Below are 15,164 nucleotides of genomic sequence, written 5' to 3'. Positions count from 1 at the left end.
CAAACAGAAATTTTTTTTATAAATTCCGATATTGGCAGTATGAATGCTATATTAGTAAGTCTGGTAGTGTGTGTACATATTAATAGTATTTTTGGAATTGACTGTGGCGAATACAAAATCTGCTCTTAAACGCGCCCAAATCGGAGAGCGCAATCGTCTGCGTAATAAAGCTTACAAGTCAGCAGTAAGAACGCTGATGAAGAAATACTTTAGTGCAGTAGATGTCTATGCAGCTAATCCTAACTCAGAATTAGAAAAAGAAGTACAGGTACGGCTGTCTGAGGCTGTTAGCAAAATCGATAAAGCTGTGAAACGTGGCGTTCTCCACCCAAATAATGGTGCTAGGAAAAAATCAAGATTGGCTCGCAAACTCAAGCCACTAGCTCAAGCATCTGCTGGGTAGTTGCCAATGTCCAGTAATCAGTCATAGTGACTATTTTCTGATTACTGCTCATCCATCGGCTTCGCTCAGTCTAGCAACTGAATCTATGACCGATAACTATACTCATGCAGCTGATTGATACTCACGTCCATCTCAACTTTGATACATTTCATCCGGATTTAGCAGCAGTGCGATCGCGGTGGCAAGAAGCAGGAGTGGTACGCCTAGTCCATTCTTGTGTCGAACCCTCAGAATTTTCCAGTATCAAGACCCTAGCGCACCAGTTTCCGGAAATCAGCTTTGCCGTTGGTTTGCATCCTCTGGATGTGGATAAATGGCGTAGCGATACAGCAGCCGAAATCAAAACTTTGGCTAGTTCAGAACCGAAAGTGGTAGCCATTGGGGAAATGGGTATGGATCTTTACAAAGCAGATAACTATGCAGAACAGCGCATAGCCTTTGAAGCCCAACTAGCGATCGCCTGTGAATTAAATCTCCCAGTAATTATCCATTGTCGTGATGCCGCCCACCAAATGCGGGAAATATTGCAAAAATGGCAAGAAAATACAGGAGAAATCCCCAGAGGTGTCATGCATTGTTGGGGTGGAACACCAGAAGAAACCCAATGGTTTCTCGACTTAGGCTTTTATATTAGCTTTAGCGGCACTGTCACATTCAAAAACGCTAAAGCTATTCAAGCTTCAGCCGCGATGGTAAACAGCGATCGCCTACTAGTGGAAACAGACTGTCCATTCCTCTCTCCAGTACCTAAACGGGGAGAAAAACGGAACGAACCAGCCTATGTACGCTATGTAGCCGAACAAGTAGCCCATCTGCGTGGAGAAACCCTAGAAGCGATCGCCGCTCAAACCACTAAAAATGCTTGTGCATTATTTGGATTAGAAATATAAACTCTATTCATTGAGACCGCAGGTTGGCATGGAAACTCACCAGAGTGTAATACTAAACAAATAAAACTCCTGGAGGAAAAAATATGCTAAAATTAATCCCTCCAAAAGAAATTAAATCCGCAATCATCAAAAAGGAAGGAATTAAAAACAATTAAACTTGATTTCGTAGTGTTAGGCACTTGATCATCCTCCTCATCTCCACACGCGGATGTTCGTAAACTCTGACTGATGTAAACATTTGATAGTCAACAAGACTTTGGCAAAAGAGCGCTTGTCCCGTAGACTCCGCTCAGAAAAAAACTGTATTTAACCTATAGAAAATTGTTAAACGTAAATTATCTTGTGAGCAAAACCCACCAAAATCAAGCCCGCAGCGACAAATTAGAGCCGAACCAGTACGAGGCTCTTTCCCTGTGTCTGAAGAGATTACCGTAAGTATAGACGGTAAATTTATGACACAAATAGTCTAGAGATAGCTAGGCAAACTCATCAAGCTAGTGGGAGGGGAAGTGAGTAAAGCACCAGAAATTCATCAGTGTTTAAGCGATCTATTCTTGAGGAATCAACATAACATTCCGATTTTAGCGCACCTTGTGAGAAAACAAGGGCGTTTACCCCCTTGCCAAAATCTCTCTTTCTAGCTTCAATAGCGGCGTTTGCCTACACCTAGAAATAGCACCAGGCATGAACAAACACAACTTCCCCAATAATTATGGACACAAATTAGCGGTGGAAACGCGCCAAAACAAGAAACTTCAGCACTGAGTGCAGTCGAAGTGTCCTCCATAAAAAGTTTAACCAGGTTGACTAAGGTAAAGGCATGACTACAGAAACACAAATGGAATCCGCCTTTTTGTTGCCCGATTTGATTGAAATTCAGCGTTCAAGTTTTCGCTGGTTCTTAGAAGAAGGGCTGATAGAAGAACTCAACTCCTTTAGTCCAATTACAGACTATACAGGCAAACTAGAACTGCACTTTTTAGGTAACAACTACAAACTCAAAGAGCCAAAATACAGCGTTGAGGAATCTAAACGGCGAGATAGTACTTATGCCGTACAAATGTATGTTCCCACCCGCCTGTTGAACAAAGAGACAGGGGATATTAAAGAACAAGAAGTATTTATTGGGGATTTGCCCTTAATGACAGACCGAGGCACGTTTATTATTAACGGAGCCGAACGGGTAATTGTCAACCAAATAGTGCGATCGCCTGGAGTCTACTACAAATCAGAAATCGACAAAAACGGGCGGCGTACCTATTCAGCCAGCTTAATACCTAACCGGGGAGCTTGGCTGAAATTTGAAACAGACCGTAATGATCTAGTGTGGGTACGCATCGACAAAACCCGTAAACTCTCCGCACAGGTACTATTAAAAGCCCTGGGCTTATCAGATAACGAAATATTTGATGCTCTGCGCCACCCCGAATATTTCCAAAAAACCATCGAAAAAGAAGGGCAATTTTCCGAAGAAGAAGCCCTAATGGAGTTATATCGCAAGTTGCGTCCTGGTGAACCACCCACAGTATTAGGTGGACAGCAACTATTAGACTCCCGCTTCTTCGACCCCAAACGTTATGACCTCGGTCGCGTTGGTCGATATAAACTCAACAAAAAACTCCGGCTTTCCGTTCCCGACACAATGCGGGTCTTGACTTCTGGGGATATATTAGCGGCTGTTGATTACCTGATTAATTTGGAATATGACATCGGGAACATTGACGATATTGACCACTTAGGCAATCGTCGCGTCAGAAGCGTGGGAGAACTGCTACAAAACCAAGTCAGAGTGGGTTTAAACCGCTTAGAGCGGATCATTCGGGAACGGATGACTGTATCAGATGCGGAAGTATTAACACCCGCTTCTTTAGTTAACCCCAAACCACTAGTGGCTGCTATCAAAGAATTCTTTGGTTCCAGCCAATTAAGTCAGTTCATGGATCAAACAAATCCCCTAGCAGAACTGACCCACAAACGTCGTCTCAGCGCCCTTGGTCCTGGTGGTTTAACTCGTGAACGGGCTGGGTTCGCCGTGCGAGATATTCACCCCTCACACTACGGCAGAATTTGTCCCATTGAAACACCAGAAGGACCCAATGCCGGTTTGATTGGTTCTTTGGCAACTCATGCGCGAGTCAATCAGTACGGATTTTTAGAAACACCTTTTAGACCAGTAGAAAATGGTCGGGTGCGGTTTGACTTGGCTCCAGTCTATATGACTGCGGATGAAGAAGACGACTTACGGACAGCGACAGGTGACATTCCCTTAGATGAAGAGGGCTACATTAAAGGACCACTAGTGCCGGTGCGCTATCGCCAAGACTGGGCGACGACAACTCCGGAGCAGGTAGATTATGTGGCAGTATCCCCTGTACAAATTGTGTCAGTAGCTACTAGCATGATTCCCTTCTTGGAACATGATGACGCTAACCGAGCGCTCATGGGTTCCAATATGCAACGGCAAGCTGTACCCTTACTGAAACCAGAGCGGCCTTTAGTGGGTACTGGTTTGGAAGCCCAAGGTGCGAGAGATTCCGGGATGGTGATTGTTTCCCGGACCGACGGGGATGTTACCTATGTAGATGCCACAGAAATTCGGGTCCGTCCCAAAGACAATAACTCTGGGGACTCTGAACGCAGCCGAAATGAAATTAGATATCGGCTTTCTAAATATCAAAGATCCAACCAAGATACTTGTTTAAATCAAAAACCCCTGGTTCGCATTGGTGAGCGTGTGGTTGCAGGTCAGGTGCTAGCCGATGGTTCATCTACCGAAGGTGGTGAATTGGCTTTGGGACAAAATATCGTCATCGCCTATATGCCGTGGGAAGGCTATAACTACGAGGACGCGATTTTAATTTCCGAAAGACTAGTACAGGATGATGTCTACACATCAATTCACATTGAAAAATATGAAATTGAAGCCAGACAAACCAAACTCGGCCCAGAGGAAATCACCAGAGAAATTCCTAACGTCGGCGAAGATGCCCTGCGTCAGTTGGATGAACAAGGAATCATCCGTATTGGTGCTTGGGTAGAGGCGGGAGATATTCTGGTAGGAAAGGTAACACCCAAGGGTGAATCTGACCAACCACCAGAAGAAAAACTCCTACGGGCGATCTTTGGTGAAAAGGCGCGGGATGTGCGTGACAATTCCCTACGAGTTCCCAATGGTGAGAAGGGACGGGTAGTTGATGTCCGTTTGTTTACTCGTGAACAGGGGGATGAGTTGCCGCCGGGGGCGAATATGGTAGTTCGGGTATATGTTGCCCAGAAGCGCAAAATTCAAGTGGGTGACAAAATGGCAGGTCGCCACGGTAATAAGGGGATTATTTCTCGAATATTACCTGCGGAAGATATGCCTTATCTGGCGGATGGTTCGACAGTGGATATTGTCTTGAACCCCTTGGGTGTACCGAGTCGGATGAATGTAGGGCAAGTGTTTGAGTGTATGTTGGGTTGGGCGGCTCATACATTAGGGGTGCGGTTAAAAATTACACCTTTTGACGAAATGTATGGAGAAGAAACATCCCGCAGCATCGTACACAGCAAGTTGCAGGAGGCACGAGATGAAACAGGTAAGGACTGGGTATACAATCCAGATAATCCCGGCAAAATCATGGTGTTTGATGGTCGGACTGGGGAACCTTTTGACCGACCGATAACTGTCGGTGTGGCTTATATTCTGAAGCTGGTGCATTTAGTGGATGACAAGATTCACGCTCGTTCCACAGGGCCATACTCGCTGGTAACTCAGCAACCCTTGGGTGGTAAAGCACAACAAGGTGGTCAGCGCTTTGGGGAAATGGAAGTGTGGGCTTTGGAAGCCTTTGGTGCAGCTTACACCTTGCAGGAGTTGTTGACTGTGAAGTCAGATGATATGCAAGGAAGAAATGAGGCTTTAAATGCGATCGTTAAGGGTAAATCAATTCCCCGACCAGGAACGCCGGAATCCTTTAAGGTGTTAATGCGAGAACTGCAATCATTAGGTTTAGATATTGCAGTACACAAGGTAGAAACCCAGGCAGATGGTACTTCCTCGGATGTGGAGGTCGATTTAATGGCAGATCAATCAGCCCGACGGACACCTCCTCGTCCAACCTACGAATCTCTCTCACGCGAATCGCTAGAAGAGGAAGAGTAGGGAAGGAGAAGCAGGGGAGCAGGGGGAAAGAGGCAGGGGAGCAGGGAGCAGGGAGCAGGGGGAAAATTTCCTAATCCCCAATCCCCAAATTACGAATTACGAATTACGAATTACGAATTAATTATGAGACCCGCCCAAACTAATCAGTTTGACTACGTTAAAATCGGCTTGGCATCACCGGAACGCATCAGGCAGTGGGGTGAGCGCACTTTACCTAATGGTCAATTAGTTGGCGAAGTTACCAAGCCAGAGACAATTAATTACCGGACGCTAAAGCCAGAGATGGATGGCTTATTTTGTGAGCGCATCTTTGGCCCTGCGAAGGATTGGGAATGCCATTGTGGTAAGTATAAGAGAGTACGTCACCGTGGTATTGTCTGTGAGCGTTGTGGCGTAGAGGTTACGGAGTCGCGGGTACGTCGTCACCGCATGGGATATATTAAACTGGCGGCTCCTGTTGCCCATGTGTGGTATCTCAAGGGTATTCCCAGCTACATTTCTATTCTGCTAGATATGCCTCTGCGGGATGTGGAGCAGATAGTATATTTCAATTCTTATGTTGTGCTGAGTCCTGGCAATGCAGAAACGCTGAGTTACAAGCAGTTGCTGAGTGAAGACCAATGGCTGGAAATTGAGGATGAAATATATAGTGAAGACTCTCTGTTACAGGGGGTTGAAGTAGGCATTGGTGCAGAAGCCTTACTGCGACTCCTGGCTGATATTAACTTGGAGCAAGAAGCCGAAAACCTGCGAGAGGAAATTGGCAATGCTAAAGGGCAGAAACGCGCCAAACTAATTAAACGGCTGCGGGTGATTGACAACTTCATTGCCACTGGCTCTAAACCAGAGTGGATGGTAATGGCAGTGATTCCGGTGATTCCGCCAGATTTGCGCCCAATGGTGCAGCTGGATGGTGGACGCTTTGCCACCAGTGATTTAAATGATTTATATCGGCGGGTAATTAACCGGAATAATCGTTTAGCGCGGTTGCAAGAGATTCTCGCACCGGAGATTATTGTGCGGAACGAAAAGCGGATGCTGCAAGAAGCGGTGGATGCTTTAATTGATAATGGTCGCCGGGGACGAACAGTGGTGGGGGCAAATAACCGACCCCTGAAGTCCCTGTCTGACATCATTGAAGGGAAACAAGGACGTTTCCGGCAGAACTTGTTGGGTAAACGGGTTGACTATTCGGGACGTTCAGTAATTGTAGTGGGTCCGAAGCTGAAGATTCACCAGTGCGGTTTGCCCAGGGAAATGGCCATTGAGTTATTTCAGCCCTTTGTGATTAATCGCCTGATTCGCAGTGGCATGGTGAATAACATCAAGGCCGCTAAGAAGCTGATTTCTCGCAATGACCCCAGCGTGTGGGATGTGCTGGAGGAGGTAATTGAGGGACACCCAGTCATGCTGAACCGTGCGCCAACGCTGCACCGCTTAGGGATTCAAGCCTTTGAACCTGTATTGGTGGAAGGGAGAGCAATTCAACTACATCCCTTAGTTTGTCCGGCTTTTAACGCTGACTTTGACGGTGACCAAATGGCGGTACACGTGCCTCTGTCTCTAGAGAGTCAGGCAGAAGCGCGGTTGTTGATGCTGGCTTCTAATAATATTTTGTCACCGGCGACAGGCAGACCAATTATTACACCTAGCCAAGATATGGTGTTGGGAGCATATTATTTAACGGCGGAAAACCCTGGTGCTACTAAGGGGACTGGGAAATATTATGCCTCGATGGAGGACGTAATTATGGCTTTCCAGCAAGACCAGGTGGATTTACACGCTTATGTTTATGTCCGGTTTGATGGTGAGATGGAATCTGACCAGCCAGATACTACCCCTCTGGAGGTAACGGAAAACGATGATGGGACTCGGACTTTGATGTATAAGTTCCGCCGCGTCAGGGAAGATGCCCAAGGGAATTTAATTTCTCAGTATATCCACACCACTCCTGGTCGTGTTATTTACAACAACGCTATTCAGGAAGCTTTGGCAGTTTAGGTAACAGTTGTCAGTTAACAGTTATCAGTCAAGACGCATCGTTGGGTTTAAGTCCTCCAGCAAAAGCTTTGATAATTGTTAACTTTTCACTGTTCACTGTTCACTGTTCACTGATAACTGATTAAGGATTAATGAAATGACTAATGAAATGATTAATGAAAAGCCTGTTTTTCGCAATCGTGTGGTTGATAAAGGTCAACTGAGGAAGTTGATTTCTTGGGCGTTTACCCATTATGGGACGGCGCGGACGGCGGTGATGGCAGATAAGTTGAAGGAGTTGGGTTTTCGCTATGCGACGAAGGCCGGGGTTTCTATCAGTGTGGATGATTTGATGATTCCCCCCACAAAGCGATCGCTCCTGGATGCCGCAGAGGAAGAAATTCGGGCGACGGAAACTCGTTACCAACGGGGGGAAATTACGGAAGTAGAACGTTTCCAGAAAGTAATTGATACCTGGAATGGAACCAGTGAAGCACTGAAAGATGAAGTGGTGGTTCACTTTAAAAAAACCGACCCCCTGAACTCGGTATACATGATGGCCTTCTCTGGGGCGCGGGGGAACATCTCCCAGGTGCGGCAGTTGGTGGGAATGCGGGGACTGATGGCAGATCCCCAAGGGGAAATCATTGACTTGCCCATTAAAACCAACTTCCGTGAAGGTCTGACCGTCACCGAATATATTATTTCCTCCTATGGGGCGAGAAAAGGGTTGGTAGATACGGCATTACGTACTGCTGACTCTGGTTATCTTACCCGTCGTCTGGTGGATGTCTCCCAAGATGTAATTATTCGGGAATTTGACTGCGGTACTACCAGGGGGATTCCAGTCCAGGCCATGACAGAAGGGGGCAAAATCTTGATTCCCCTGGCGCAACGTTTGCTAGGCAGGGTAATTGCTGAGGATGTGGTACACCCCACCACGGGAGAAATGATTGCTCCCCGCAATACTCCTGTATCCGATGATTTAGCCACGGAGATTCATAAAGCCGGTGTTACCCAAGTCATGGCGCGATCGCCCCTTACCTGTGAAGCGGCGCGTTCGGTGTGTCAACATTGCTACGGCTGGAGTTTAGCCCATGCCAAAATGGTAGACCTGGGGGAAGCAGTGGGGATTATCGCCGCCCAGAGTATCGGTGAACCCGGTACACAGTTGACCATGCGGACATTCCACACTGGGGGCGTATTTACAGGGGAAGTAGCGCAGCAAGTGCGTTCTAAAACCGAAGGAACAATCCGTTTACCCCGGAAATTACGCACCAGAACCTATCGCACCCGCCACGGGGAAGATGCGCTGTATGTAGAAGCTAACGGCATCATTAATTTAGAACCCAAAAAAGACGGGGCGGGGACAAAAGAGCCACAGGAAATTAATGTTACCCAAGGTTCCACCCTCTATGTCCACGAAGGACAGCAGGTAAAAATTGGGCAGTTGTTGGCAGAAGTTGCCCTGGGTGGGCGCACAACTCGGACAAATACCGAAAAAGCCGTGAAAGATGTGGCTTCGGATTTGGCAGGGGAAGTGAAATTTGCCGAAGTGGTTCCCGAACAAAAAACCGACCGTCAGGGAAACACCACCACCACAGCCGCCAGAGGGGGATTAATTTGGGTGTTATCGGGAGAGGTTTATAACCTGCCTCCTGGTGCAGAATTGGTAGTCAAAAATGGCGATCGCATTGCCGAACAGGGAGTATTGGCAGAAACCAAATTAACCAGTGTCCACGGTGGTGTGGTGCGGTTGCCCGAAGCTACCCCTGGTAAGAGTACCAGAGAAATTGAAATTATTACCGCTTCGGTGGTGTTAGACCAAGCCACAGTCACAGTGGAAAGTTCCCAAGGGCGCAACCACTATTTAATTACCACTGGCAATAACCAGGTATTTAACCTGCGAGCGACCCCAGGAACCAAGGTGCAGAATGGTCAGGTGGTGGCGGAGTTGATTGACGAGCGCTATCGCACCAACACTGGGGGATTCCTCAAGTTTGCTGGGGTGGAAGTGCAGAAGAAGGGCAAAGCCAAACTGGGTTACGAAGTGGTAGCCGGTGGGACTTTGTTGTGGATTCCCGAAGAAACCCACGAGGTGAATAAGGATATCTCCTTACTGTTAGTGGAAGATGGGCAGTTTGTAGAAGCCGGCACCGAGGTTGTGAAGGATATCTTCTGCCAAAACAGTGGGGTAATTGAAGTTACCCAGAAGAACGACATTCTGCGAGAGGTAGTAATTAAGCCCGGTGAACTGCTGATGGTGGATGAACCAGAGGCGGTGATGGGGAGGGATAACACCTTTGTGCAACCGGGTGAGGAATTTGAGGGGAATGTGGCCACGGAGTTACGCTACATCCAGTATGTAGAGTCTCCAGAGGGACCAGCGTTGTTGAGCCGTCCGGTGGTGGAGTTTGCCGTTCCCACTAACCCCGATGTTCCTTCTACTGCTTCCATTAGTCAACATACCGGACGTTCAATTCAAATGCGGGCTGTGCAGAGACTGCCCTACAAGGATTCTGAGCGGGTGAAGTCTGTGGATGGGGTGGAGCTATTGCGGACGCAGTTGGTATTGGAAATTGAACAGGATACAGACCAGGAACATTCTAGTTCTCCTTTGGCAGCCGATATTGAATTGACTGAGGATAGTTCAAATCCAGAGATTCAACGGTTGCAGCTGGTGATTTTGGAATCTCTGGTAATTCGCCGCGATATTACTGCTGATGCTACCCAAGGTAGTACCCAGACAAGTTTGGAAGTGGCAGATGGCGACAGCATTGCACCAGGGGCTGTGGTGGCTCGGACTAAAATTTTGGGCAAGGAAGGCGGTATTGTTCGGGGTGTGAAGCAGGACACAGAAGCGGTGCGTCGCTGTTTGGTATTGCGGGATACTGACAAAATGATTATGCACACCAGCGCCCAACCGACTGTGAAACGGGGTGATTTGTTGGTGGAAGGTGCGGAAATTGCGCCGGGAATTTTCGCTGAGGATTCGGGGCAGGTGTTGGAAGTAAAAGAAGCAGGGGAGCAGGGAGCAGGGAGCAAGGGGGAGAACCTTTCCTCTTCTTCCGACTCCCCACTCTCGGCTACTTCGGCTGCGCTCGGCACAAGTCAACAATATGCCATCCATATCCGTGTGGGTCGTCCTTACCGAGTCAGCCCTGGGGCGGTGTTGCAGATAGAAGATGGGGATTTGGTACAACGGGGCGATAACTTGGTGTTGTTGGTGTTTGAACGGGCGAAAACTGGGGATATTATCCAAGGTCTGCCCCGGATTGAGGAGTTGTTGGAAGCCCGGAAGCCGAAGGAAGCCTGTATTTTGGTGCGGCGTTCTGGGGAGTTGCAGGTGGTCTATGCGGATGGTGGTGATGAGGCGATCGCCGCGAAGATCATTGAACCCAATGGGGTGGTGACGGATTATCCTCTGGGACCTGGGCAGAATTTGATGATGCCGGATGGTTCGATGGTTTCGGCTGGTGAACCGTTGAGTGATGGCCCCTCCAATCCCCATGAAATTTTAGAGGTGTTCTTTAGTCTGGGTTCGGAAGATGGGGTTTATGCCTGTGCTAGTCATGCCTTGCAAAAGGTGCAGACCTTTTTGGTGAATGAGGTGCAGATGGTGTATCAGTCCCAGGGCATTGATATTGCGGATAAGCACATTGAGGTGATTGTGCGCCAGATGACCAATAAAGTCCGCATTGATGATGGTGGAGACACGACCATGCTGCCTGGGGAGTTGGTGGAACTGCGCCAAGTGGAGCAGGTGAACGAGGCCATGGCCATTACTGGCGGGGCGCGGGCGCAATATACCCCAGTGTTGTTGGGGATTACTAAGGCTTCGTTGAATACCGACAGCTTTATTTCGGCGGCTTCCTTCCAGGAGACCACCAGGGTATTAACTGAGGCGGCCATTGAGGGTAAATCTGATTGGCTGCGGGGCTTGAAGGAGAATGTGATTATTGGGCGGTTGATTCCGGCTGGTACTGGCTACAATACCTACGAGGAACCGGGGGCGATTGATGAATATGCGATCGCTGAAACCAGTGGGGTGTTGGATGAGCCTGATGACCCAATGGATATGGTATTGGATGACCGCACAGCCCGCACCTACAATTTAGATTCCCCTGGGTTGACTGAAACTAGCTTTGGCGCTGCTGGTTCTCGCCGCACTGACAAACCCGCGTTGGATGAAGACGACGATTTGATTGCTGATGAAATTAGCGACCTCGTAGACGATGAAGATGAAGAAGATGATTACGAGGAAATAGATGAGGATGATGATGATTACTAAAATCAAAGTCAGCCCTGAGCAGATTCCAAGGGCTAATACCTAAAACTTCATAGATTAAAGGCAAAGGAAAAACTTCTTTTGCCTTTTTATTTTTTAATTACTTGTGATAACTGTCATTACGGTAGGGATAAATCTGCTGGACTTAACTATTCTTAATCCTGTCAAACTTCTCCTAGCTGTCAGCAGTCCCAGAATCCAACTATGGTAATATATAGCTAAAATTTCTGCTCACCCTCTTGACTAAGGAGAGGCTTGGGGTAAATTTTGATCAGGATTTATTTATTCGTTATTGACATACCTCCTCGTCCTAAAGAAGCGAGGATTCCTTGACACTTCGCTGGAACACGCCACAAGTGGTCTTATCGTCCCTCCATGTCCGTTTAAAGTCTCCCAATGCCCTATGGCGACTATGCCCAAATTTTAACATAAAGCCGTCCTAGAACGCGATGCACTGAGCAGTTCGACCCTTCGACAGGCTCAGGGCATCGCAGGCTCACTGTAACACCTGTCGAAGTGACCGGGCTTGTATCCCATTATTTTCGGTCAATAAACTACCCATAGACATCATGCCTTTTAAAATCATCCACAATTTTGATAGTAGTTTCACTTTAGAAACACAAGCAGAAACAACTCTCTTCAATTTATTAAAAACTGAATCATTCTTACAACAAGTTTGTCAACAGTCAAAATCTGGAGCAGTGGAATTCACAGAATTACTTTTTCAGCCAGTTCCCTACAGCTTCTCTACCCCTAAAGGAATGCCAGCAACATTCGAAAAATATCATGATTCTGATGAATATGTCATTATCAATGTACCTCCAAATTTCATGTTTACTGCCAAAATTTTTCAACCTAGTCGTCTTTGTGCAATTTATAAAAAACTTGGTGAATGACAAAACGTGTTGTTGCTCGTTATCAGGATAAATAGTAATTTTTAGATTTTATATATGACTACTGAAATCAACATTTCTACCTTGGCAGATATCGAATTTTCTCCTTATATTGATGACCAGGGTTGTATACCAGAAACTCATCAAGGAAAAATTGGAGTATATGCCATCTTTGATGAGGGAAAAGTGCTGCAATTTGTGGGATATTCCCGTGATGTTTACCTGAGTCTTAAGCAGCATTTAATCCGTCAGCCTAAACAGTGTTATTGGGTGAAAGTTCAAACTATTTCACGTCCTAGTCGGGCGGTTTTAGAAAATATTGAAAATGCTTGGATTGCTGAAAATGGTACTGTTCCTTTAGGTAATGCCAATTATAAGGATGAATGGACACAGCCTATAAATGTTAAACCATTAATGACATCTGAAGAAGCTGAAAAATATCATCATCCTGCTAATGATGAGTTGGCGCAAATGAAAATACTTAAAAATATTGCCCGGCGAGTGGAAGCGGAAATTTTATTGGTGTTGAAGGAACGGGGTTTGCAAGAACAATTTCGTTTTAGTCCTAAGTTGAAGGAGGAGGGATTGTTGGATTTAAAGTAATTTGAGGAGGGGGAGTTTAAACGCAAAGGGGCGCAAAGTTAAACGCAGAGGTACGCGGAGTTTCAGGGTAAGATAGATAACATGATTTTTGCACTAAAGGTCGATAATTTATGCATGATCTGCTGAATAACCGTTATCAGGTGATTCGGACTTTAGGAAGTGGTGGGTTTGGAGAAACTTTTTTGGCGGAAGATACTCAAATGCCTTCCCAACGTCGCTGTGTAATTAAACAGTTAAGACCAATTCAAAATAATCAGCAGATTTACCAATTGGTGCAAGAACGCTTTCAACGGGAAGCAGCAATTTTAGAAGATTTGGGTGGATGTACTGACCAAATACCGACGCTGTATGCTTACTTTCGGTTAGAGGGACAATTCTATTTGGTTCAAGAATGGATTGAAGGTGATACCCTCACAGCAAAACTGCAAAAGCAGGGGTTGTTTAGTGAAAATGCAGTGCGGCAAGTTTTGGCGGATTTATTACCAGTGTTAGAGTACGTCCACTCGCAACGCATTGTTCACCGCGATATTAAACCGGATAATATTATTATCCGTGATCATGATCATAAATCGGTGTTAATTGATTTTGGTGCGGTGCGGGAATCTATGGGAACGGTGGTTAATTCCCAAGGTAATCCTACCAGTTCGATTGTGATTGGGACACCTGGATATATGCCCAGTGAACAAGCCGCAGGGAGACCAGTTTATTCTAGTGATTTATATAGTTTGGGACTGACAGCAATTTATTTGTTAACTGGAAAACAGCCCCAGGAATTAGAGTCAGATTCTCAGACAGGTGAGATTGTTTGGCGACAGTATGCTAGTCAGATTAATCCTACATTAGCAGCAGTTATAGACCGGGCGATCGCCTATCACCCACGCGATCGCTTTCCCACTGCTAAAGAAATGTTAAATGCATTACAATTGGCATCATCCAGCATACCTCCCACAGTACCTTATCAACACCCAATAGCCTCAACAATACCGCCTTCCGCTTCATCTCAATCTACAGTTGCTGTTAGCCCAGGCTCAACCTCTCAACCTCCTCAACCAGCTAATGGACAAAAGGGAATTTTTCTGGGCAGTTTAATTGTGGGTGGTTTAATAGGTGGTTCTATTATTATTGGTTTTGCCCTCAACAAACCACCACAACCAGTTACCCAGTCAACAGATTCATTTCAAGAATCTGCAATAAACCGGAATGAAGTGCCAAATGTTACGCCACCTGTAAATTCTCCAATTGCCAGAATTACAGAACCTTCTCCAAATCCCATTGAACAAGAGGAAGTTACACAACCTCTAAATCCCCCACCTTCCCTAACAGTTACGCCTTCTCCTTCTCCGGTAATCCAGCCAGTAATTGATAGACCATCCCCAGCCGCATCTGTGCAGAATTATTATGCAAATATTAATCAGGGTGAATATGAAACTGCGTGGAATCAACTAGCTCCCAACCTCCAAAGTAATCAACGTCTCCATCCAGATGGTTATCTTTCCTATATCGATTGGTGGGGGGAAAAAGTAGCGCGCGTCAATGTTGAACAAGTGAGTTTGTTACAAGCTAGTACAGACACCGCCACCGTCAATGCTAGGTTTCAATATTTGATGAAAAATGGGAAGCAAGTTCCTGGCTCTGTGACTTTTTACCTGTTATGGGATGGTGAAAATCGGAGATGGGTCGTGAGTCAGGTAAAATAGCTTTGCTCATGAATAATTGCAACGCTCAACTAGCAAAACCTCAATAACTCAAATATTTTTAATTAAATTAAATTTTGGGGATATAAACTCTCTGGAAATCGTCTGAGTATCTGATATACATTTGAAAAGGGTGTTCTTTTTTGACATACTCCCCGCCCCAGAAGGGACAGGGATTCTAGGATACTGGCGGAAAATGCGGACTCAAGCCCGTCTAACTTTTCCTCTCCTACTGGAAAATGCCCTCACCAGTTGGATTATTCCAAACT

Annotated in this window: 8 protein-coding genes; all 8 read left to right on the top strand. The window is 46.3% G+C overall.

The features are described from left to right. Positions 1 to 103: 103 nt before the first annotated feature. Entirely contained in the window at positions 104 to 403 is a 300-nt protein-coding gene (rpsT, locus tag VB620_RS11945) for a 30S ribosomal protein S20 (RefSeq protein ID WP_323196376.1), read from the top strand. A gap of 104 nt (positions 404 to 507) precedes the next feature. Beyond that, complete coding sequence (locus VB620_RS11940; RefSeq protein ID WP_323196375.1) at positions 508 to 1,293, top strand: TatD family hydrolase; 786 nt, start codon at positions 508 to 510, stop codon at positions 1,291 to 1,293. Positions 1,294 to 2,113: 820 nt separating this feature from the next. Continuing rightward, entirely contained in the window at positions 2,114 to 5,437 is a 3,324-nt protein-coding gene (gene rpoB, locus VB620_RS11935) for a DNA-directed RNA polymerase subunit beta (protein WP_323196374.1), read from the top strand. 123 nt (positions 5,438 to 5,560) lie between these two features. After that, a complete protein-coding gene (locus tag VB620_RS11930; RefSeq protein ID WP_323196373.1) occupies positions 5,561 to 7,438 on the top strand; it encodes a DNA-directed RNA polymerase subunit gamma in 1,878 nt (625 codons plus the stop codon). Positions 7,439 to 7,586: 148 nt separating this feature from the next. Further along, positions 7,587 to 11,708: a DNA-directed RNA polymerase subunit beta'' gene (locus VB620_RS11925; RefSeq protein WP_323196436.1), complete on the top strand. Its 4,122-nt coding sequence runs from the start codon at positions 7,587 to 7,589 to the stop codon at positions 11,706 to 11,708. A gap of 566 nt (positions 11,709 to 12,274) precedes the next feature. Next, entirely contained in the window at positions 12,275 to 12,601 is a 327-nt protein-coding gene (locus VB620_RS11920) for a hypothetical protein (protein ID WP_323196372.1), read from the top strand. A gap of 54 nt (positions 12,602 to 12,655) precedes the next feature. Next, positions 12,656 to 13,201 carry a GIY-YIG nuclease family protein gene (locus VB620_RS11915; RefSeq protein ID WP_323196371.1) on the top strand — a complete coding sequence of 182 codons (546 nt, stop codon included), beginning with the start codon at positions 12,656 to 12,658 and terminating at the stop codon, positions 13,199 to 13,201. Positions 13,202 to 13,311: 110 nt separating this feature from the next. Further along, positions 13,312 to 14,898, top strand: coding sequence for a protein kinase domain-containing protein (locus VB620_RS11910; RefSeq protein WP_323196370.1), 1,587 nt, complete (start codon positions 13,312 to 13,314; stop codon positions 14,896 to 14,898). The last annotated feature ends 266 nt before the right edge of the window (positions 14,899 to 15,164 follow it).

The organism is Nodularia harveyana UHCC-0300 (genome assembly GCF_034931085.1).
GTDB classification, from domain to species: Bacteria; Cyanobacteriota; Cyanobacteriia; order Cyanobacteriales; family Nostocaceae; genus Nodularia; species Nodularia harveyana.
Note: the sequence above shows the minus strand (reverse complement) of the source record. Positions and strands in the feature narration are given on the sequence as shown.

Coding starts and splice junctions, on each gene's coding strand:
- VB620_RS11915 (WP_323196371.1), top strand. CDS start 12,656: ATGACTACTGAAATCAACATTTCTACCTTGGCAGATATCGAATTTTCT.
- VB620_RS11930 (WP_323196373.1), top strand. CDS start 5,561: ATGAGACCCGCCCAAACTAATCAGTTTGACTACGTTAAAATCGGCTTG.
- VB620_RS11920 (WP_323196372.1), top strand. CDS start 12,275: ATGCCTTTTAAAATCATCCACAATTTTGATAGTAGTTTCACTTTAGAA.
- VB620_RS11940 (WP_323196375.1), top strand. CDS start 508: ATGCAGCTGATTGATACTCACGTCCATCTCAACTTTGATACATTTCAT.
- rpoB (WP_323196374.1), top strand. CDS start 2,114: ATGACTACAGAAACACAAATGGAATCCGCCTTTTTGTTGCCCGATTTG.
- VB620_RS11910 (WP_323196370.1), top strand. CDS start 13,312: ATGCATGATCTGCTGAATAACCGTTATCAGGTGATTCGGACTTTAGGA.
- VB620_RS11925 (WP_323196436.1), top strand. CDS start 7,587: ATGATTAATGAAAAGCCTGTTTTTCGCAATCGTGTGGTTGATAAAGGT.